Source organism: Pseudorhodoplanes sp. (assembly GCF_035565795.1).
GTDB lineage: Bacteria > Pseudomonadota > Alphaproteobacteria > Rhizobiales > Xanthobacteraceae > Pseudorhodoplanes.
This window is the reverse complement of record NZ_DATMRV010000026.1, coordinates 1-19,680: the sequence shown is the minus strand read 5'-3', so window position 1 is coordinate 19,680 and position 19,680 is coordinate 1. Positions and strand designations below refer to the sequence as shown.

The 19,680-nt window shown below is 63.6% G+C and carries 25 protein-coding genes and 1 pseudogene; 13 read left to right on the top strand and 13 right to left on the bottom strand.

Annotation, left to right across the window (positions count from 1 at the left end; all coding sequences use genetic code 11):
* The 4 genes and pseudogenes from VNZ93_RS02495 to ftsE form a co-directional block, all read right to left on the bottom strand.
* Positions 1–185: pseudogene (locus tag VNZ93_RS02495) on the bottom strand (1-acyl-sn-glycerol-3-phosphate acyltransferase); the annotation flags it as partial.
* A gap of 19 nt (positions 186–204) precedes the next feature.
* Positions 205–801 carry a YdcF family protein gene (locus VNZ93_RS02490; protein WP_325699601.1) on the bottom strand — a complete coding sequence of 199 codons (597 nt, stop codon included), beginning with the start codon at positions 799–801 and terminating at the stop codon, positions 205–207.
* 122 nt (positions 802–923) lie between these two features.
* Positions 924–1,889 carry an ABC transporter permease gene (locus VNZ93_RS02485; protein WP_325699598.1) on the bottom strand — a complete coding sequence of 322 codons (966 nt, stop codon included), beginning with the start codon at positions 1,887–1,889 and terminating at the stop codon, positions 924–926.
* Between the two features lie 6 nt (positions 1,890–1,895).
* A complete protein-coding gene (gene ftsE / locus VNZ93_RS02480; protein WP_325699595.1) occupies positions 1,896–2,555 on the bottom strand; it encodes a cell division ATP-binding protein FtsE in 660 nt (219 codons plus the stop codon).
* A 201-nt stretch (positions 2,556–2,756) separates the two neighbouring features.
* Here ftsE and VNZ93_RS02475 point away from each other — a divergent pair, with 201 nt between their 5' ends.
* Both VNZ93_RS02475 and VNZ93_RS02470 read left to right on the top strand, forming a co-directional pair.
* Positions 2,757–3,599: an MJ0042-type zinc finger domain-containing protein gene (locus VNZ93_RS02475; RefSeq protein ID WP_325699592.1), complete on the top strand. Its 843-nt coding sequence runs from the start codon at positions 2,757–2,759 to the stop codon at positions 3,597–3,599.
* Positions 3,600–3,606: 7 nt separating this feature from the next.
* Positions 3,607–3,984, top strand: coding sequence for a response regulator (locus tag VNZ93_RS02470; protein ID WP_325699586.1), 378 nt, complete (start codon positions 3,607–3,609; stop codon positions 3,982–3,984).
* Between the two features lie 30 nt (positions 3,985–4,014).
* On the opposite strand, the gene VNZ93_RS02465 is transcribed toward VNZ93_RS02470, so the two are convergent.
* The 4 genes from VNZ93_RS02465 to argH all read right to left on the bottom strand — a co-directional run bounded on the left by VNZ93_RS02465 (position 4,015) and on the right by argH (position 9,739).
* Positions 4,015–6,570: a TIGR02302 family protein gene (locus tag VNZ93_RS02465; RefSeq protein WP_414709953.1), complete on the bottom strand. Its 2,556-nt coding sequence runs from the start codon at positions 6,568–6,570 to the stop codon at positions 4,015–4,017.
* A 146-nt stretch (positions 6,571–6,716) separates the two neighbouring features.
* The gene (gene lysA / locus VNZ93_RS02460; RefSeq protein WP_325699580.1) at positions 6,717–7,979 is read right to left on the bottom strand and encodes a diaminopimelate decarboxylase; all 1,263 of its coding nucleotides are present in this window, start codon (positions 7,977–7,979) and stop codon (positions 6,717–6,719) included.
* Between the two features lie 6 nt (positions 7,980–7,985).
* Positions 7,986–8,240 carry an LPS translocon maturation chaperone LptM gene (gene lptM / locus VNZ93_RS02455; RefSeq protein ID WP_325699577.1) on the bottom strand — a complete coding sequence of 85 codons (255 nt, stop codon included), beginning with the start codon at positions 8,238–8,240 and terminating at the stop codon, positions 7,986–7,988.
* 107 nt (positions 8,241–8,347) lie between these two features.
* Positions 8,348–9,739, bottom strand: coding sequence for an argininosuccinate lyase (argH, locus tag VNZ93_RS02450; protein ID WP_325699574.1), 1,392 nt, complete (start codon positions 9,737–9,739; stop codon positions 8,348–8,350).
* 27 nt (positions 9,740–9,766) lie between these two features.
* On the opposite strand from argH, the gene tlpA reads away from it, so the two are divergent.
* On the top strand, positions 9,767–10,423 hold the full coding sequence (tlpA, locus tag VNZ93_RS02445; protein ID WP_325699571.1) for a thiol:disulfide interchange protein TlpA: 657 nt from the start codon (positions 9,767–9,769) through the stop codon (positions 10,421–10,423).
* Between the two features lie 15 nt (positions 10,424–10,438).
* On the opposite strand, the gene VNZ93_RS02440 is transcribed toward tlpA, so the two are convergent.
* Positions 10,439–10,633, bottom strand: coding sequence for a hypothetical protein (locus VNZ93_RS02440; protein WP_325699569.1), 195 nt, complete (start codon positions 10,631–10,633; stop codon positions 10,439–10,441).
* A 7-nt stretch (positions 10,634–10,640) separates the two neighbouring features.
* A complete protein-coding gene (locus tag VNZ93_RS02435) occupies positions 10,641–11,063 on the bottom strand; it encodes a hypothetical protein (RefSeq protein WP_325699568.1) in 423 nt (140 codons plus the stop codon).
* A gap of 115 nt (positions 11,064–11,178) precedes the next feature.
* Here VNZ93_RS02435 and VNZ93_RS02430 point away from each other — a divergent pair, with 115 nt between their 5' ends.
* The 10 genes from VNZ93_RS02430 to VNZ93_RS02385 all read left to right on the top strand — a co-directional run bounded on the left by VNZ93_RS02430 (position 11,179) and on the right by VNZ93_RS02385 (position 17,126).
* Positions 11,179–11,646: a metalloregulator ArsR/SmtB family transcription factor gene (locus tag VNZ93_RS02430; protein WP_325699566.1), complete on the top strand. Its 468-nt coding sequence runs from the start codon at positions 11,179–11,181 to the stop codon at positions 11,644–11,646.
* A complete protein-coding gene (locus tag VNZ93_RS02425) occupies positions 11,532–11,981 on the top strand; it encodes an SRPBCC domain-containing protein (RefSeq protein WP_325699563.1) in 450 nt (149 codons plus the stop codon). Before VNZ93_RS02430 ends, VNZ93_RS02425 begins: the two co-directional genes overlap by 115 nt.
* Before the next feature lie 23 nt (positions 11,982–12,004).
* Positions 12,005–12,634, top strand: coding sequence for a glutathione S-transferase family protein (locus VNZ93_RS02420; protein WP_325699560.1), 630 nt, complete (start codon positions 12,005–12,007; stop codon positions 12,632–12,634).
* Between the two features lie 67 nt (positions 12,635–12,701).
* Complete coding sequence (locus VNZ93_RS02415; protein ID WP_325699557.1) at positions 12,702–13,493, top strand: thioredoxin family protein; 792 nt, start codon at positions 12,702–12,704, stop codon at positions 13,491–13,493.
* A 101-nt stretch (positions 13,494–13,594) separates the two neighbouring features.
* On the top strand, positions 13,595–14,020 hold the full coding sequence (locus tag VNZ93_RS02410) for a VOC family protein (RefSeq protein WP_325699554.1): 426 nt from the start codon (positions 13,595–13,597) through the stop codon (positions 14,018–14,020).
* A 37-nt stretch (positions 14,021–14,057) separates the two neighbouring features.
* Complete coding sequence (locus VNZ93_RS02405; RefSeq protein WP_325699551.1) at positions 14,058–14,570, top strand: SRPBCC domain-containing protein; 513 nt, start codon at positions 14,058–14,060, stop codon at positions 14,568–14,570.
* An 11-nt stretch (positions 14,571–14,581) separates the two neighbouring features.
* A complete protein-coding gene (locus VNZ93_RS02400) occupies positions 14,582–15,118 on the top strand; it encodes an SRPBCC family protein (protein WP_325699548.1) in 537 nt (178 codons plus the stop codon).
* A 35-nt stretch (positions 15,119–15,153) separates the two neighbouring features.
* On the top strand, positions 15,154–15,681 hold the full coding sequence (locus VNZ93_RS02395) for a DUF1579 domain-containing protein (protein WP_325699545.1): 528 nt from the start codon (positions 15,154–15,156) through the stop codon (positions 15,679–15,681).
* A 122-nt stretch (positions 15,682–15,803) separates the two neighbouring features.
* A complete protein-coding gene (locus VNZ93_RS02390) occupies positions 15,804–16,445 on the top strand; it encodes a dihydrofolate reductase family protein (protein ID WP_325699542.1) in 642 nt (213 codons plus the stop codon).
* A 21-nt stretch (positions 16,446–16,466) separates the two neighbouring features.
* Entirely contained in the window at positions 16,467–17,126 is a 660-nt protein-coding gene (locus VNZ93_RS02385) for a glutathione S-transferase family protein (protein WP_325699539.1), read from the top strand.
* Between the two features lie 68 nt (positions 17,127–17,194).
* Here VNZ93_RS02385 and VNZ93_RS02380 read toward each other — a convergent pair whose 3' ends face one another.
* The 3 genes from VNZ93_RS02380 to VNZ93_RS02370 all read right to left on the bottom strand — a co-directional run.
* Complete coding sequence (locus tag VNZ93_RS02380; protein WP_325699536.1) at positions 17,195–18,076, bottom strand: 3-hydroxybutyryl-CoA dehydrogenase; 882 nt, start codon at positions 18,074–18,076, stop codon at positions 17,195–17,197.
* Positions 18,077–18,112: 36 nt separating this feature from the next.
* A complete protein-coding gene (locus VNZ93_RS02375; RefSeq protein WP_325699533.1) occupies positions 18,113–19,057 on the bottom strand; it encodes an electron transfer flavoprotein subunit alpha/FixB family protein in 945 nt (314 codons plus the stop codon).
* Positions 19,054–19,680, bottom strand: a 627-nt coding sequence (locus tag VNZ93_RS02370) for an electron transfer flavoprotein subunit beta/FixA family protein (protein WP_325699530.1), incomplete at its 5' end; no start/stop codon positions are given. The genes VNZ93_RS02375 and VNZ93_RS02370, both read right to left, overlap by 4 nt.

Sequence of the window (19,680 nt, the reverse complement as noted above, 5' to 3'; positions counted from 1 at the left end):
CCGCTGAATTCGCAATCGATGTTGCAGATGACCTTGAGCAGCCAGAGATTCACCCGGCTCCAGTTCCTCACCATCGCCAGCAATGCGCCGCGCGGCAGCAGCAGCGTCGGCATCGCTGCGATCAGATAGACGAACAGGACGAGATAGAAGACGACGTTGAAAATGACGGAACGCAGGACGATCACGATGCAATCCCGAACTTGATCACGCAAAGAATTCGTCGATCACCGGGACCCGCATCCGTGCGACCGCGACGACGTATTTGACATATTCGGTGAACAGGAGCCGCATCGTCGGGCCGTTCGACCAGCCCGCTTTCAGGCGGTCGCTGACCACCGGGAATTCGATCAGCACGATGTCCGGAAGCTGATGCGACAATTCCGCCATCGCGCGCGGCATGTGGTAGTTCGAGGTCACGACGATCAGCGACTTGAAGCCGCGATCCATCACCCAGCGGCGCGTTTCGGTCGCGTTGGTAATGGTGTTGACCGCGCTGCGGTCGAGATCGACGCAGCAGGCGATGATCCGCTCATGCTCGGGACGAAGGCGGGCGATTTCGCGCTCGCCGGTCATGCGGTTGACGCCGGAGATCAGCAGCCGCTGGCCGCGGCCGCGCGCCAGGAGATCGATCGCATCCTCGATCCGGGAGGCGCCCCCGGTCAGCACGACGATGCCGTCCGCCTTCCCGGTGAGCGCGATTTCGGATGTCGGCACACGGGTCAGGAACCACAGGAAGCCGGCCCCGAAGACCACGACAAGCAGCATCGCGAGCCCGACCAGCCAGCCGATCGCGCGCAGCATCCGGCCGGACCGGCGCCGCGGCTCTGAGCGCAATGGTGAATGTGATTCGACTAACGGCATCGGTCTCAACGCCATACCAGAATACGACAAATGGGGCTCGGCAATGATCCTTCGGGTGGATGTCAGATCGCGGCGATCGTCTGATTCACGGTCCGGCGCGAGGCCTCGGACGCGACCGCGGCGATCACCACGATCTGCGCGAGGATGACCATATAGCCGGAAAACCCGAGCGTGATCGATCCGAACAGGGCGGCGAACTGGTCGGCGCCGACATTGCCGCGGATGAGCGCCTCGACCGGAGCGATCAGCGCGAACAGCAGGATCGCGGCTGCGCCGCCGATCACGCCGCCCTTCAGGCCGAGCCAGAGAAAGTGCCGCTGAAACTGCCCCGAGATGAACCGGTCCTGCGCTCCGATGAAATGCAGCACCTCGATCACCGGCCGGTTGGCGGCCATCGCCCCGCGGGTCGCAAAGTTGACGGACAGGATGGTCACCGCGATCACGAGGCCAAGCACGATGATACCGCCCAGCATCACAAAGTCGGCCATCGCGCGCATGCGGTCGATCCAGCCGCGATGATCGTCGACCGAGGCGCCGGGCACCTTGTCGGCCAGCGCCCTGCGCAGCCCGGCGACGTCGAGCGCGGCGCCCGAGGCGAGGCGCACTACGATGACGCGCGGAACCGGAAGCTCATCGAGCGACAGGCCGCTGCCGAACCAGGGCTCGAGCAGCCGCGCGGACTCCGCCTGCGAATAGGGACGAACACCCGACACCCCGTCGAACGCCCGCGCGATGCTGGACGCCTCCTGCACGGCCTTGTCGAGATTGCGCCCTTCCGCCGGCCTGATCTGGATCGTCACCTCGCGCAGGATCTCGGCCTGCCAGTCGGCCGCATTGGCGCGCACGATCATCACCGCGCCGGTCGTCAGCGATGCGAGGAATGTCATGATCGCCACCACCGCGACCAGCGCACGCCCGCCGATCGACTGATGCGGGACGATCGGGGATTCCATTTTCGGCAACGGCGCAGCCGGCGCCTGTCGCGCGCGTGGTGCAACCGGTTCTGCTTTGGCGGGCGCGCGGGCCATGCGACCTCAGTCGTAAAGATGCAGGCGTCCGCCATGAAGCACGAGGCGGCGCGCGTCAAACTGGTCCATGAGCGCGATATCGTGGGTCGCGATCACGATCGAGGTTCCGGCCTTGTTCAACTCCTGAAAGAGATGCAGCAGCCGCTTGCCGAGTGCGGGGTCGACGTTGCCGGTCGGTTCGTCCGCAAGCAGAAGATGCGGCCGCGCAACGACAGCACGAGCGATCGCCGCGCGCTGCTTCTCGCCGCCTGACAGCACCGGCGGCAGCGCCCATAACCGGTCGCCCAGCCCGACCCATTGCAGCAGCTCGATCACCTCGTGCCGATAGGTGCTCTCCTCCCGCCCCATGATGCGGAATGGCAGCGCCACATTCTCGTAGGTCGTCATGTGATCGAGCAACCGGAAATCCTGGAACACGATGCCGATGCGCCGCCGCAACGCGGAGAGATTGTCGCTGTCGAGTGTCGAGGTATCGCGCCCGAAAATGGTGATGAGGCCGCGCGTCGGCTTCAGCGACAGAAACAGCAGCTTGAGCAGCGAGGTCTTGCCGGCGCCCGAGGGACCGGTCAGGAACTGGAACGAATTCGGCTCAATACGGAACGTCAGATCGCGCAGGATTTCCTGCCCCATCCCGTATCGCAAGCCGACATTCTCGAATCGGACCACGCCCCGCTCCGGTTTGCCACCAATTCGATGGATATTCTGGACATTTCCGGGGCCGCCGCGACGGAATCGGCGCAATTGCGCCAGCCGTCGGGGAAAACCCGAGTGCCGAGCCAAGTGGAAGCACAGCCCGGTATGGTTTCCAATCCGTTAACGAACCGCTGCTAGCGTTTCGGCCGAAAATCTGGCCGACGCGAATCAGCGATGCATATTGTCTGCCCCAATTGCGCTACCTCGTACCGGATCGCCCCCGAACATCTGGGCGAAACCGGGCGCGCGGTCCGCTGCGTGACCTGCCACACGCTCTGGTTCGAACAGCCCCGCACGCTCGCGGAGCAGGACACCGCCGCCGTCGGGCCGGAAGGGATCGACCCGTCCCTGATCCGTCCGCCGCTCAACGACGTGTTCGATGTCGGAGAGGCCCGTCTGGCAGCCAGCGCTGACGGTCGCGACGACGACACCGGCGAGGACACTGCGCCATCGATCGTGCCCGATGCCGATCCCTCGCTTGAGCGAAATCAAATCGACGTACCGCGCAACATCGAGCGCGCGGCAACGACCCGCAAGCCGAAAGGACGCCCGATCACACAGCGCCTGCAGCTATCGCGGCACACCCTGCCCGCGGCGATCTGCGCGCTGGTTCTCGTGATCTTCTGCCTGATCGCCGCCCGCCAGCAGGTGGTGAGGTTCCTTCCGCAGACCGCCTCGCTCTACGCAGCGATTGGATTGCCGGTGAACCTGCGTGGGCTCGCCTTCGAGAACATCAAGGTCGTTCGCGAGATTCAGGACGGCGTGCCGACACTCGTGGTGGAAGGCGACATCATCGGCACCACCAGCCGGCACACGGAAGTGCCGCGACTGCGCTTTGCCGTCACCGACCGCAACGGCAAGGAAATCTACGCGTGGACGGCGCGGCCGGCACGCACGCTGTTGCCGCCCGGCGAAACGCTGCCGTTCCGCTCGCGGCTTGCTTCGCCGCCCGCCGAGGCGAACGACGTGACGGTTCGATTCTTCAACCGGCGTGATGCACAAGCCGGACTCTTGTGAGGCGATAATGGCGCGAATACTGCTTGCTGAAGACGAGGATTCATTGCGCGAGCTGGTTGCGCGCGCTCTGAGGCAGGACGGCCACGAGGTTGTCGCCCATTGCGACGGCGCCGCTGCGCTCGATGCGCTGATTAATGAGGATGGGCGCTACGACCTTCTTCTCACCGACATCAAGATGCCGATCATGGACGGCATTGCGCTCGCGCTTGCCGCGAGCCGCGATTATCCCGCGCTGCCGATCCTGCTCATGACCGGCTATGCCGATCAGCGCGAGCGCGCCTCGGGTCTTGAATTGCTGATCCGCGACGTGATCCAGAAGCCGTTCACGCTCGCCACGATCTGCGGCGCCGCGCGCGATGCGCTCAAGGTTCCGCAGATGCACTGAGCAGTAAGCGCTCTTATTCGCGCTGCGCTCTTAGAAGTCCTTCAGCAGCCGCTCGATGTAATCGAGTTCGAGCTGCGGCCGCGCAGGATCGGCAAACCGCCGGCGCAGTTCGTCGAGGATGCGGCGCGCGCGCTGCACGTCGATCTCGCCCGGAACCTTCACGGTCTGATCGTCGCTGTAATCGCGGCCGTGGCGCATTGGCCGACCGAGCGGGTCGGTCTCCTGCTGGGCACGTGCCGGACCGTTTCGGCCGGGCTGGCCCGGCCCCTGCCCCATGCCGGGCTGCTGCATGGCCTGCGCCATGCCCTGCGCTCCGCGACGCAGCGCCTCAAGCGCACGCCCCTGTGAGCCGACGGCGCCTTCCGAATTTCCATCGCCGAGCTGGCCTTCCGCCTCGCCCATGGCCTCGCCGGCCTTGCCGAGCTGGTCCATGCCATTCTGGCCCTGCTCGCCCTGCTGCCCCATGCCGCGCTGACGCAGCTGCTCCAGCAGCTTCTGCAGCTGATCGCGCAGGGCCTGCTGGTTCTGGCGCAATTCGCCCATGCCCTGCTGGTTCTGCTGCCCTTGCTGGCCACCGCGCTGGCGCTCGCGGCGCTGGTCCTGGCCCTGGCGGAATGTCCGGTCACGCAATTGCTGCTGCTCGCGGATCATGTTGCCGAGCTCATCGAGCGCCGACATCATGTCGTCGGAATCCTCGTCGCCCTGCTGGCCGGGACGCGCCATCTGCAGGTTTTCCAGCATCTGCTGCAATTCCTGCAGCAACCGCTGGGCGGCATCCTTGGCGCCCGAGCGCGCAAGCTGCTCGAGCCGGTCAATCATGTTCTTGAGATCCTGCGAGCGCAGATTGCGCGCATTCGGATCCATCGGACGCGCCATCTGCTGCGGGTTCTTGCGCATCTCCTCAGCCAGCGCCTGCAGGAACTTGTCGAGCGCGGCGCGCAAGTCGTCGGTGAGCTTCTTGATCTCTTCTTCGCTTGCGCCGCGCTCCAGCGCCTCGCGCAACGCCTCCTGCGCCGCGCGCAAGGCCGCTTCGACTTCCGATATGTTTCCGTCCTCGATGCGGGTGGCCATGTCCCAGAGACGGGCAACGACATCACGCAGCGCGTCGTCCGACTTGGCGCGCGTCAGCTGCCAGTAGATCGAACGCAGCCCGAGATAGACCGAAGCCTCGATCTGGAAGACCTCGGGCGCCATCCCGAGCGCATCGAGCGCGGTCAACACGCGCGGCTTGGTCTCGGCATCGAGCGAGAGAACGCGGCGCTGTTCGATCAGCGCGCGCGCCATCGGCTTCGTAAACAGCCGCTCGGGCAGACGCATCGCGAACGGTTCGGACTTGCCTTCGTTGCCGCCCTCGTCGAGTGCGCGCAGCGTCAACTCGACGTCGGCACCGGCCCAGGGATGCGTGGACAGATCGCGCAGGGTCTGGCCTACACCGTTGCGCGTGCGGGCCTGCGGCAGAACCAGCGGCATGTCGGGCGCTTCGAAGAGAGGACGCGGCTTCGTGAAGCCGCCGGCCTTCATGCCGAATTCATCGACCTGCGGCTTCAGCGTGAACAGCGCGCGCGCTTCGGTCACGCCGTAATCGTCTTCGAGCTTGTAATTCAGCATCAGCGATCCGCGCGCCTGAGGCTCCGGATCCTTGGTGAGCGCGATGGTCGGCGCACGGTCCGGGACCGCGACAAAATTCCAGGTCACCGGATGTCCGATACCGCGCAACGTCACTTCGCCCTGCTCGGCAATGACGAAGCGGCGCTCTTCGGTGCCGGCCGCAGCCGGCTGCGCCTCGGCTTCGGCTTTTTCATCGATCTTGATGCCGCCGCGCAAGGCGACCTCGAGCCCGCTCGCGCCGCTGACGCGGATCACCAGGATCGAGTTGGCCGGCACGGTGAACGGCGCCGATGCGCGCTGCGTTTCGCCCGGCCGCAACCCCGGCAGGATCACCGGCGGACGCTGCGTGTATTGCGGCGGCGCGACCCAGGCGTCGATCCGATAATTCGCGGGCGTCACCACGCCCTGCCAGTTGAACGCAGCCGCGACGCGACGCTCCCGGTCGCCACCGGCAACGAAGAAGGTCGCGACCGCGAGAACGAGCGCAAGACTGCGGATTGCGATCGGATCGCGGGCGGACAGATGCGGCATCGGCCAGCCGGCCCGCAGCTTACGCGCGGCAGCCATCGCCCGTTCGACATGCACGCGCCAAAGGGCCTGCGTCATCGCATCGCCCTCATTGGTCGCGAGGCGATCGGTCAGCGCGATCGCCGGCCGGTGCGGCAGACCGCTCCGCTGGTCCAGCCGCTGCAGGCCTTCATTCACGCTCGGAAGCCGGAGTCTGGCGAGGGGCAGCAGCGCCGCCAGCGCCAGCACCCCGAAGATCGCGACGCCAACCGCGCGGCCGATCGGCGGTAGCCACAGCCACAGCCCGAGCCAGGACACCGCCAGGAACAGCCCGCCAACAGTCAGCAGGGCCGCAAGCGACGGCCAGATGCGCTCCCAGAGGATCGACCAGCGCGCCCGGGCGACGCCACGTGCGACCAGCCTGTCGACCTGCTTTTCCGACGAAACCGTCGTATTTTCAGAGCCCTGCATCGGCTGATCGGTCAAAGGCCTGGTCCCTTCGGGAATCTGCAGTTGCGCGAGCTTAACATGCTCCACAAGCCCACATAGTCACGAAACCCGGAACTTGCGAAGCAAGGAGCAGGCCATGTTTATGCATGGCTCGCTGCGGTTCCGCCCTACAGCCAGGGCGGCATGCGATCGAGCGCGATCAATGCGTCCGCTTCGAGGCGGGGACGGACCAGCGACCAGGCGTCGCCCTTCACCAGCACTTCCGGGATCAGGGCCCGCGTATTGTAGGTTCCGGCCTGCACCGCGCCGTAGGCGCCCGCCGTCATAACGGCAAGCAGATCCCCGGCCTTGGGTTCCTGAACGTCGCGGTTGATCGCAAGATAATCGCCGGTTTCGCAGACCGGCCCGACGACATCCGCCCGGATCAACGGGGCGCCTGCGACCGGCCGAACCGGAATGATTTCGTGATGCGCTTCGTACAGCGTCGGACGGATCAGGTCGTTCATCGCCGCGTCGACGATGACGAAGGTCTTCGCTTCGCCGCGCTTCACGTAGATCACGCGCGTGACGAGGATGCCGGCATTACCGACGATCAGCCGGCCGGGCTCGAAGATCAGCTTGCAGCCGAGCCCGCGCGTCGCCTCCTTGACCACTTTCGCATAGGCCGCGGGATCGGGCGGCGTCTCGTCGCTCTCGCGATACGGAATGCCGAGACCGCCACCGAGATCGACATGCGAGATGGTGTGGCCGTCCGCGCGCAGTTCATGCACGAAGTCGGACAGCAGCGCGAAGGCATCCGCGAATGGCGACAATTCGGTGATCTGGCTGCCGATATGCATGTCCACGCCGGCAACATGGATCCCGGGCAGCGTGGCGGCATGACGATAGACATCGCGCGCGCGGCTGATCGGAATGCCGAACTTGTTCTCGGACTTGCCGGTCGCGATCTTGGCGTGGGTCTTGGCGTCGACGTCCGGATTGACGCGGATCGAGATATTCGCTGTGCGGCCCTTGCCGGCCGCAACCTGCGACAGGAGATCGAGTTCCGGCTCGGACTCGACATTCACGCACAGGATGCCGGTATCGACCGCCAGGGCGAGTTCGGCGGCGGTCTTGCCGATGCCGGAGAACATGATCTTCTCCGGCGGGATGCCGGCGGCCAGAGCGCGCTTCAGTTCGCCGCCGGACACCACGTCGGCGCCCGCGCCGAGCCGCGCCAGCGTCGCGATCACGCCCTGATTGGAGTTGGCCTTCACCGCGTAGCAGACGAGCGAGGGCACGTCGGCGAACGCGTCGGCGAAGACGCGATAATGCCGCTCCAGCGTCGCCGTGGAATAGCAATAGAACGGCGTACCGACCGCTTGCGCGACAGCGGCAAGGTCCACCGCCTCGGCGTGAAGTCCGCCGTTGCGATAGGCGAAATGATGCATGGCGGATTAGTTCAAAAGGACGTCGAGCGGAATCGGGCGGTCCGGCCCACGGATGATCGGCAGGCCGCGTGCGGTGCCCTTGCGGATCACCTCACCGCCCTCTTCGGTCTCCTGGTCCAGCGAGCCCGTGGGGCTCGCAGCGAGGCCGCCGGGCGGGGCGTCCAGTGGGCCCTTGCGTCCGCAGGCAGACAGCCCCAGGGCTGCCGCCAGTAAGGCCACGGCCGCGAGACGGTAAGATAGGGCGGGCAGACCACGGATCACGAACGGACTCCTCGAACGGCGCGGACCATATCAGACCCGCCGAACATGGCGAAATCCCTGATCGCACAGGTTTCTCGCCGAAATTCTTGCGCTGCGTCCCAAAATCCTCAGTCCGCGGTCTTGTCGAGCTTTTTCAGCCAGCGCTTGGCCTGGAGACGGACATTCTTCGGCGCGGTGCCGCCGTAACTGGTCCGGCTCTGCACCGAACGGTCCACAGACAGGACCTTGAACACGTCGTCCGTGATCCGTGATTCGACCTTCTGCATGTCCTCCAGCGGGACCCGGTGCAGCGGGATCCCGGCCTTGGCGGCCTGCGCCACAATCGTCCCGGTAATGTGGTGCGCCTGCCGGAACGGGATGTTGAGCGTTCGCACCAGCCAGTCGGCGAGGTCGGTGGCGGTCGCGTAGCCCTCCCCGGCCGCTTTCTTCATGCGGGCGATATCCGGCTCGATGTCGCGCACCATGCCGGTCATCGCCGCGATGCAGAGTGACAGCGCGCCGAGTGCATCCATCGCGCCTTCCTTGTCCTCCTGCATGTCCTTCTGGTAGGCGAGCGGCAGCCCCTTCATGACAACCACGATCGCCTGGAAGGCCGCCGCGATGCGCGCCGCCTTCGCGCGCACGAGTTCGGCCGCATCCGGATTGCGCTTCTGCGGCATGATCGACGAGCCGGTCGTGTATTTGTCGGACAGGTGCATCAGGCCGGTGAGCGGCGAGGTCCAGATCACGATCTCTTCAGCGAGCCGCGACAGATGCACCGCGCAGATCGTGGCAGCAGCCAGCGTCTCCATGACGAAGTCGCGATCGGACACCGCATCGAGGGAGTTCGCGGTCGGACGGTCGAAGCCGAGCGCTTTCGCGGTCATGTCACGGTCGAGCGGAAACGAGGTGCCGGCCAGCGCTGCCGAGCCGAGCGGAGATTCGTTCAGCCGCTTGCGCGCATCGGCGAAGCGGCCGCGATCGCGATCGGCCATTTCCACGAAGGCCAGCAGATGATGACCGAACGTGACCGGCTGCGCGGTCTGCAGATGCGTCAGGCCCGGCATCACCGTGTCGGAATGTTCCGAGGCTTTTTCCGCGAGCGCGCGCTGGAAATCGGCAAGCGAGGCATCGAGCTGGTCGATGGTGTCGCGGACCCAGAGACGGAAGTCGGTCGCGACCTGATCGTTGCGCGAGCGCGCCGTGTGGAGCCGTCCGGCGGCCGCACCGATCAATTCGGCGAGGCGCGATTCAACATTCATGTGCACGTCTTCGAGCGCGCGCTGGAAGTTGAACTTGCCCTCCTCGATCTCTGACAAAATCGTGTCCAGGCCGGACGCGATCCGGGTTGCGTCCTCGGCAGTAATGATGCCTTGCTGGGCCAGCATTGCCGCATGGGCCTTGCTCGCGGCGATATCCTGGCGATACAGGTGCCGGTCGACGTCGATCGAGGCATTGATCGCCTCCATGATCGCATCGGGGCTCGACGAAAAGCGTCCGCCCCACATCTTGTTGCTCATGACCGTGACCTGAGAGTGTTCTGATCCATGCCGTCCGAAACCCGTGAATTCGCGAAAAAGCGCCTGATGGTGATGCTTCTTGGCGCGCTCGCGGGCGTCGTTGCCGCTATCGCGGGGATATACGGGATCGGCGCGGTCATGCGCAATGCAGGGATTCCGGAGGCATGCCGCCCGGCGGCGCAGCTTGCCGATAAGCTGAAGCCGCTGGCCCGCGGCGAGGTGGCCGCGCTCGCTCCCGCCAGAAGCCCGATCCCGCTGGGCGATCTCGCGTTCCGCGATGCCGACGGCAAGGAGCGGACACTGGCCGACTGGAAGGGCCGGACCGTACTCCTCAACCTCTGGGCGACCTGGTGCGTGCCCTGCAAAAAGGAGATGCCGGCGCTCGACGAATTGCAGAAGGCGCTGGGCGGCCAGGACTTCGAGGTGGTCGCGGTCAACATCGATACGCGCAACCCTGAAAAGGCCAAGACCTGGCTTACCGACACCGGCATCGCCTCGCTCGCCCACTATACCGACAATTCGGCGAAGATCTTCCAGGTGCTGAAGGAGAAGGGCCGCGCCTTCGGCATGCCGACGACAATTCTGGTCGACAGGAATGGCTGCGAAGTCGCAACGCTTGCAGGACCGGCGGAATGGGCGAGCAGCGACGCGATGACCTTCATCAAGACGGCGCTCGGCCGCTGACGCGACACGCCGCGATCAGATCGAAATATCGAGATTGCCGCCCATACCCGCCGCGACCAGCGCCTTCATGTTTTCCTGCGCGGCCTCGATAACCTGCACGACGGCGCCCTGCGCCTGCGCATTCATCTTCATCATTTTCGCGGCAGCGGCCATCTGAAGCTGCGCGGTCTGTGCGCTCGCAAATGCCGTTGCCAACACCCCGACGTCCATTTCGATCTCACACCGTCACATTGACTTTGAGGCCGGTCTTCAGATCGACCACTGTTCCGTCGGAATGGGTGATCCTATTGGCCGCGAGATCGATCGTCGTCCCGCCGCTCATCGTGACGGTATCGCTGTAGCTGAACGACGACTGCTTCGGCGGGTTGATCCGGCTCTGCTCGGCGGCCAGCTCTGCGAGCGCCTTTTCCTGCTTGGCCTTGGCTTCCTGCTGTATCCGCGCCAAGGCACGATTGGCCGCGATCTCGCCGATGTTGTATCCGACGTCGTTCCAGGCGGTCTGTAGCGCCGAGACCGCGTTTTCCATCTTGGCTTCGTACTTTTCCTGAAACGCTTTGCGCTTCTCGCGCCACGAAACCATGCTCTGGTACGCGGAGGGTGTCCGCGACCAGTTCATTTTCTTTATGCCGTAGCTCGCCATCGGCCGCCGATGATGGGGCACAGCCGTTACGAATGGACTAACGACCCGTTAACGCGACCAGCGGTCGCAGCCTGAAGTTTCCGGCAAATGACCAACTCCGCCCTTGACGCGGCACGTGCGCACGTCCATACTTAACCAAATGGTTTACTATCAGCACGATCCACTTGGTACGACTTTCGCGGCCCTGAGCGACCCGACCCGGCGCGCCATCCTCGCGCGCCTGGCCGAACAGGATGCCATGTCGGTCAGCGAAATCGCAAAGCCATTCCCGGTCTCGCTGCCGGCAATCATGAAGCATCTGGATGTGCTGGCCGAGGCCAAACTCATCCGGCGCGAGAAGAAAGGGCGCGTGGTGTCGTGCGAGCTTACGGCCGCGCCCATGGAGGACGCCATGCTGTGGCTGACCCGGTATGCGCAGTTCTGGTCGAAGCAGCTCGATCGCTTGGCCGCTTTTGTGGAGGAAGAGTCATGTCCGTCGCCCGCGCTGACACCGTCACCAAGCCAAGCCTCACCCTCAAACGTCGTCTCAATGCGCCGGCGGAAAAAGTCTACGCCGCGTGGACCGACCCCCAAAAGATCGTGAAGTGGTTCGGACCGGATTCCGGTCCGGTCACAAAAGCAGAGATCGATCTGCGCGTCGGTGGGCGCTTCGACATCGGCTTTCACACCGAGGACGGCGAATACCATCAGGTCGGCGGCATCTACCGCGTAGTAGAGCCGAACAAGAAGCTGGTCTTCACCTGGGCCTGGCACACGATGAAGGAGCGCGAGTCGCAGGTCACCATCACGATCAAGCCTGATGGCGACGGCTCGATCCTGACGCTGCTGCACGAGAAGTTCTTCGACGAAACCGCGCGCGACGGCCACAGCCGCGGCTGGAACGGCTCGCTCGACAAACTTGAACAACTGTTTGCCTGAACTCCTGAAGAAGGATGAAAGCGATGAAGCTCTATTATTTCGAGACCATCAACGGCAAAAAGGCCTGCGCTGTCGCAAAGTATGTCGACGCTCCGGTCGAATTCGTGCGCGTCGACCTGTCGCGAGGCGAACACAAGGCTCCGGACTATCTGGCGATCAATCCGAACGGCAAGATCCCCGCGCTGGAGGACGGAGACATCAGGATCTGGGAGTCGAATGCGATCATGTGCCACCTCGCGCGGCGCGCGAAGTCCGATCTCTGGCCGGTCGATCCCGCCAAGCAGATCGAGGTGATGAAATGGCTGAGCTGGAACTCGGAGCATTTCACGCGCCACGCCGGCACGCTCTATTTCAACCACGTGGTGAAGCCGAAATTCGGCCTCGGCGCAGCGGATGAGAAGGCGGTCGCGGAAGCCATCGGCTTTGTGACGCCGTTCGTCGCGGTGCTGGATCGCGAACTCGAAGGCCGCACGTTCCTGCTCGGCGATCATCTGACGGTCGCCGACTTCGCGGTGTCCGTGACACTGCCCTATGCCGACAAGATCGGACTTCCGATCAAGGGATACAACAACATTGCGCGCTGGCACGCTCAGCTGGGGCAAATTCCCGCGTGGCAGGATCCCTTCCCGGCGGCGAAAGCCGCGGCGGCCTAGTTCGATACGCCACGCACGATCCGTTCACGACGGCTTACCTCGGCAGACGAAGGTGAAGGAGACCACCATGTCGTTACCTGGCATCGCCAATCATCGTGTCGTCTCACGCGAAGTCTGGCTTAAGGAGCGCAAGGCGCTGCTGGAGGATGAGAAGCGCATGACACGGCTGCGCGACGCGCTGAGCGAAAAACGCCGCGGATTGCCGTGGGTCAGGGTCGACAAGGACTATGTCTTCGACACCGCATCAGGACGCAGGACCTTGTCCGACCTGTTCGAAGGCCGCAGCCAGCTCATCGTGAAGCACTTCATGCTCGCCCCGGGCCAGAAGGACGGTTGCGTCGGCTGCTCGTTCGAGGTCGATCATGTTCAGGCCGCCCTTCAGCATATCGAGCATCACGACGTGAAGTTCGTTTCGGTCGCGCGGGCGCCGCTCCACGAGATCGAAGCATTCAGGACGCGCATGGGCTGGACATTCGACTGGGTGTCGTCCGCCAGCTCGGATTTCAACTACGACTTCGGCGTCTCCTTCACGCCCGAGCAGGTCAGGCAGGGCAAGGCCACCTACAACTATCAGGAGACCGCGGTTCCGCTCGAAGACCTGTCCGGCTTCAGCATCTTCTACAAGAACGAGACCGGAGATATCTTCCACACCTACTCCACCTTTGGCCGCGGCGCCGAGGAGGTGCTGGGAACGTACATGCTGCTCGATCTCACGCCGAAGGGACGCAACGAAAACGGACCGAACTTCAATCTCACCGACTGGGTCCGTCACCACGATCGGTACAGCACGAACGGCCACGTGTCCGCAACTGGACGCTGGGTCGCCGCTGAAGCGGCCGATTGCTGTCGTTCAAATTGATCGCAAACCGATCGCGGTTCGCGGAAAGACCATAAGCCACCGTGGCTGCGTTGCGGCCGGACGATCCCGCGTGCCCGAAGGCATGAGCAAAGGAGACTGACATGGACCAGAAACCGCAAGGCGTCGTACCGCATCTTGTCATCCAGGGCGCAGCGGACGCGCTCGATTTCTACAAGACGGCGCTCGGCGCGACCGAACTCATGCGCATGCCGGCTGAAGACGGCAAGCGCCTGATGCACGCGGCGATGATCGTGAATGGATGCCACATCTATCTGATGGATGACTTCCCCGAGTTCCGCGAGCAATGCAGCGGCGGCAAGGTGCTCGGCCCGAAGGAAAATGGCGCAACCACCTTCGTTCTTCATCTTGGCGTGCCGGATTGCGATGCCGCGGTGAAGCGCGCGGCCGATGCCGGCTGTACGGTGATGATGGCGCCGATGGATGCGTTCTGGGGCGATCGCTACGGCCAGGTCCTCGACCCGTATGGCCACGCGTGGAGCTTTGCGCATCCGCTGACGAAGAACTGAGCGGCATTGATCTCATTCAGAAAAGGAATGCATCGGCATGACCATCACCGATATCGGGGAGGACTTCGTCTTCACCCGCATAGTAAAGGCGCCACGCACTCGGGTCTGGAGGGCTTTCAGCGAGGCTGATCAACTCGCGCAGTGGTGGGGCCCGAAGGGCGCCGCGATTCGCGTGCTCGCGCACGATTTCCGCCCGAGCGGGATGTTTCACTACGCGATGGATTTTCAGCCTGGGCATCCAATCTACGGCCGCTTCATCTACGGCCTGATCGATGCTCCGACGCGACTGGAATATGCCAGCGGCTTTTCGGACGCGAATGGCGGACTGACCCGCGCACCGTTTCCGCAACTCGAGGACCGATTCCCGCTCGAACTCCACAACGTGGTCACCTTCGAGGAGAACGATGGCGTGACCACCGTGACCGCGCGCTCCTCCCCCGTCAATGCGACGCGCGTCGAGCGCGAGACCTTCATTGGCATGTTCGATTCAATGCGGGGTGGGTTCAGCGGCACGTTCGATAAGCTCGATGCCTATCTGGCCAGCCAATAACGAGACATACCATGCTGAAGGCCGTTCTCTCCATCGTTGCTGTAGTGATAGTTGCGGTTGCCGGCGTCGTCGCATACGCGGCGGCGACGCAGCCCGACACCTTCCACGTTCAGCGCGCGGCAACCATCAATGCGCCGCCTGAAAAGCTCAGCGCCATCCTCACCGATCTGCGGCGCGGCGGCGAATGGTCGCCGTATGAGAAAAAAGATCCGGCGATGAAAAAAATATTCAGCGGTCCCGCCTCGGGCTCAGGCGCCAGGCTCGAATGGGACGGCAATGGCGATGTGGGCGCGGGCTCGCTGACGGTGGCGAATGTCACGCCGTCGAAGGTGACGCTGAATCTCGCAATGACCCGCCCGATGACTGCGAACAATGTCGTCGAATACAGCTTTAAGCCGCAAGGCAATGCCACCAGCATGACCTGGGCGATGCACGGGCCGATGCCTCTGATCTCCAAGGTTATGTGCCTGTTCCTGAATTTAGACAGGATGATCGGCGCCGACATGGAGCGCGGACTGCAGGACCTGAAAGCGCTCGCAGAGCGCTGACCATCAATCAACGAAGATAACAGGAGGAAAGACGAATGTCAGTTGCCGAGAAGACCGACGCCAACCAGACCAATTGCCCGATGATGGCCGAGCCGACCAGGGAGCATCGCTGGCTTCTGCGCATGATCGGCGAATGGACCATGGAAGGAGAATGCATGGCGGGCCCGGACCAGTCGCCGACGAAATTGACCGGCCAATGCGTTACCCGCTCGCTGGGCGACCTGTGGACGATCAATGAAGGTGTCGGCGAGATGCCCGGCGGTGGCGAGGCAAGGAGCATCATCACGCTGGGCTACGACCCGGCCAAGCAGAAGTTCGTCGGGACCTTCACCGCGTCGATGATGACGCACCTTTGGGTTTACGAAGGTTCGCTCGATGCATCCGGCAAGGTTCTCACGCTCGATGCCGAAGGCCCGAGCATGACAGGCGACGGCGGCATGGCGAAGTACCAGGACATCGTGACCATCGAGAACGACAACCACTGGATCCTGTCGTCGCAGATGCAGGGGCCGGACGGCCAGTGGGTCAAGTTCATGAGCGCGCATTACCGGCGCAAGACGTAAGGAAGCGAGGACGCAGAGCAAAGCCCTCGCGGCATTCGCAACGTTCATCGTTACGTCGTTGCAGGGCGGCGAACGCCGGTCGCCGCCCTACCTTACATGGTCCATTGCAACGGAGGTTGGCGTTGTCCAGGTTGCGCGTTCATTGCTTTGCGATTTCTATCGACGGCTACGGCGCTGGCCCCGACCAGAGCCTCGACAATCCGTTGGGCGTCGGCGGCATGGGGCTGCACGAATGGGCCTTTGCCACGCGAACCTTCCGCAAGATGTTCGGTCAGGACGGTGGCTCAACCGGCATCGAGGATCAGTTGGCGGTGCGAGGCTTCGATAACATCGGCGCCTGGATCATAGGACGGAACATGTTCACGCCGAGCCGGGGCGAATGGCCGGATGACGGCTGGAAGGGATGGTGGGGCGACAGCCCGCCCTACCGCTGCCCCGTCTTCGTGCTGACCAGACACCCGCGGCCGCCACTCGCGATGGACGGCGGCACGACGTTTCACTTCGTGACCGGCGGAATCCATGATGCGCTGAAGCGCGCGACCGAAGCCGCGAACGACCGCGACATTCGCGTCGGCGGCGGCGTTGCCACGATACGGCAATATCTCGAAGCGGGACTCGTGGACGAGATGCATCTGGCGATCTCGCCGGTTCTCCTCGGCACCGGCGAACACCTCTTCGCCGGGATCGATCTCCTGAAGCTCGGCTACAGGCGCAGCGAACATATTGCCGCGCCGGATGCCACGCATGTCGTTTTCACGAAGTAACTTCGGCACGGAGTCCGCAGCATGTCGCTCACGCTCTATTATCATCCGCTGTCGTCCTTCTGCATGAAGGTGCTGATAGCGCTTTACGAGAACGACATCCCGTTCACGCCGCGGATCGTCGACCTGATGGATGAGGCGGACCGCGCGGCCTTTCTCAAGATCTGGCCGGTCGGCAAATTCCCGGTGCTGCGCGACGAAGGCCGCAACCGGATCATCCCCGAGACCAGCGTGATCATCGCGCATCTCGACCGGCATTTCCCCGGCCGTACGCGGCTTATTCCCGAGGACCCGGACACAGCGTCCCGCATGCACGTGCACGATCGCGTGTTCGACAATTACGTCAATCAGAACATGCAGAGAGTCGTGTTCGACCGCCTGAAGCCTGCCGATCAGCGAGACCCGTACGGCGTCGGCCACGCCAGGGCACATCTGCGCACGACGCTCGACATGATCGAGCACGATATCGCAGGCAAGACCTGGATCATGGGCGACGATTTCACGATGGCCGACTGCGCGGCGGCTCCGGCGCTGTTCTATGCTGACAAGATCATCCCGCTGAAGGACAACCACAGGCAGGTCGCCGGATATCTCGGGCGGCTCGTGCGGCGCCCGTCATTCATGCGCGTGCTGAAAGAAGCGAAACCGTATTTCGATCTGTTTCCGAAAGACGACGCGGCGTAGCGATCCTGGAAAGACAATCGCCCCCGCTTTCACGGGGGCGATTGGGAAGAACCGCTTTTGTTTCGAAATTACCGCGTCGGGACCGGCTTCTCACCGCGATAATCGTAGAAGCCGCGCTTCGTCTTGCGACCAAGCCAGCCGGCCTCGACATATTTCACCAGCAGCGGACAGGGGCGATATTTCGAATCCGCCAGCCCCTCGTGCAGCACCTGCATGACCGACAGACAGGTGTCGAGCCCGATGAAATCGGCCAGCTCGAGTGGGCCCATCGGATGATGCGCACCGAGCTTCATCGCGGTGTCGATCGCCTCGACAGTGCCGACGCCCTCATAGAGCGTGTAGATCGCCTCGTTGATCATCGGCAGCAGGATGCGGTTGACGATGAAGGCGGGGAAATCTTCCGCCACCGCAATCGTCTTGTGCAACTTGCTGACGAATTCCTTCGATGCCTCGAAGGTCTGATCGCCGGTCGCGATGCCGCGGATGATCTCCACGAGCTCCATCAGCGGCACCGGATTCATGAAATGAATGCCGATAAACTTCTCCGGCCGATCGGTCGCAGAAGCCAGCCGCGTGATCGAAAGCGACGACGTGTTGGTCGCAACGATCGTGTCCGGCCGCAGGGCCGGACAAAGGTCGTGGAAGATCTTCTTCTTGACCTCTTCCTTCTCGGTCGCCGACTCGATCACGAGGTCGGTGTCGCCGAAGTCCTCCATCGAGGGCGCCGGCTTGATCTTCGCCAGCGCGGCCTGACGCTGCTCTTCGGTGATGGCTTTCTTGGCCACCTGCCGCGCCATGTTGCCGTTGATGGTGGCAAGCGCCTGCTTGATGCGGTCCTCGGATATGTCGTGAATCTTCACGTCGAAGCCCGCAAGCGCGCAGACATGGGCGATCCCGGAGCCCATCTGTCCCGCCCCGATCACGCCGACTTTCTTGATGCCCTGCGCCATGTGTCCTTCACTCCTCCCCGGCCGGGGAGCTGCTGATCAGCGCTTGATCTTTCCAAGTTCCGCGTCGAGTTCCGGCAGCGCCTGATAGAGATCGGCAACCAGACCGTAATCGGCAACCTGGAAGATCGGCGCCTCTTCGTCCTTGTTGATAGCAACAATGACTTTCGAATCCTTCATTCCGGCGAGATGCTGGATTGCACCGGAAATACCGACCGCGATATAGAGCTCCGGGGCGACGACCTTGCCGGTTTGACCGACCTGCCAGTCATTCGGCGCGTAGCCCGCGTCGACCGCGGCGCGTGACGCACCCATTGCGGCACCAAGCTTGTCGGCCACCGGCTCGATATACTTGGTGAAATTCTCGCGGTTCTGCATCGCCCGGCCGCCGGAGATGATGATCTTGGCGGAGGTGAGTTCCGGCCGGTCGGACTTCGACAATTCCTCGCCGACGAAGCTCGACACGCCGGGATCGGCCGCAGCCGCCACCGTTTCGACCGGCGCCGAGCCACCCTCGCCAGTCGCCTGGAACGTCGAGGTACGGACGGTGATGACCTTCTTCGGATCGGTCGCCTTCACCGTCTGCAGCGCGTTGCCGGCATAGATCGGCCGCACGAATGTATCGGCGCTTTCCACCTTCACGATGTCGGACACCTGCATCACGTCGAGCAGGGCTGCGACCCGCGGCATGAAGTTCTTGCCGTTGGTGGTCGCGGGCGAGACGATCGCGTCGTAATCCTTGGCGAGCGAGACAATCAGCGCGGCCATCGGCTCGGCGAGTTGATGCTCGTAGGCATCGCCTTCGGCGAGCAGCACCTTTTTCGCGCCATCGAGCTTCGCGGCTGCGTCAGCAGCCCCTTTGGCGTTCTTGCCGGCAACGAGGATATGCACGTCGCCGCCCAGCGCCTTGGCGGCGGTCATGGCCTTGGTCGTCGCGTCCTTCAGCGAAGCATTGTCATGTTCAGCAATCAGAAGGGTCGTCATGACAATACGCCTGCCTCGTTCTTCAACTTCTCGACCAGTTCGGCAACCGAACCGACTTTCACACCCGCCTTGCGGCCACCCGGCTCAACGGTCTTGAGCACTTCAAGCCGCGGCTTGACGTCGACGCCATAATCGGCGGGCGACTTCTCGTCGATCGGCTTTTTCTTCGCCTTCATGATGTTCGGAAGGCTCGCATAACGCGGCTCGTTCAACCGCAGGTCGGTCGTCACGATCGCCGGCCCTTTCAGCTTCACCGTCTGGAGGCCGCCATCGACTTCGCGCGTAACCGCGATGTCGCTGCCGTCGATCGTAATCTTGGATGCGAACGTGCCCTGCGGCCAGCCGAGAAGCGCGGCCAGCATCTGGCCGGTCTGGTTGGAATCGTCATCGATCGCCTGCTTGCCCAGGATCACGAGACCGGGCTGCTCTGCCTCCACGATTGCTTTCAGGATCTTCGCGATCGCCAGCGGCTCGGGCATCGCGTCGACCTTCACGAGAATGCCGCGGTCGGCACCCATCGCGAGCGATGTCCGGATGGTCTCGGAGGCCTGGGCCGGTCCGATGGACACGGCCACGATCTCGGTCGCCTTGCCAGCTTCCTTCAGCCGGATCGCCTCTTCCAC